This is a genomic window from Desulforhopalus vacuolatus (assembly GCF_016918505.1).
GTDB classification, from domain to species: domain Bacteria; phylum Desulfobacterota; class Desulfobulbia; order Desulfobulbales; family Desulfocapsaceae; genus Desulforhopalus; species Desulforhopalus vacuolatus.
The window spans coordinates 1-413 of the sequence record NZ_JAFFPZ010000129.1; the positions used below are offsets into that span (position 1 = coordinate 1).

Sequence of the window (413 nt, forward strand, 5' to 3'; positions counted from 1 at the left end):
AGACATAGCCGCTTTTGCAGCACGGCACCGCGCGTCTCGTCCGGTTGGTAGCACGCCTGCACAGCCGGCTTCAGACACACCTCATGCTCAAGGCCGCCATCAGCCAGCCACGCTAAACGTGCCGCACCCAGCGCGCCAGATGCGCTGGCGGGATGGGTAACAATGGGCAGTTGCAGCACATCGGCAATCAATTGAGCCCACAATGTGCTACGTGCGCCACCACCGGTCAGGCTGCACTGCTGAATGTGATGCCTGGCATCGCCGAGCACACTCAACCCATCAGCCAGCCCAAATGCCACGCCTTCAACCACCGCATAGCCCAGCAAGGCGCGCGGGGTTTCATGGCGCAGATTGAAGAAAGAACCGGATGCGTCAGGATCGTTATGTGGTGTGCGTTCACCAGACAGATAGGG

General features: G+C 60.5%; 1 protein-coding gene. It reads right to left on the reverse strand.

Features of this window, described 5'->3' with window-relative positions; all coding sequences use genetic code 11:
• The coding region (locus JWG39_RS16205; RefSeq protein ID WP_275889038.1) for an FGGY-family carbohydrate kinase at positions 1–413 on the reverse strand (413 nt) is incomplete at both ends.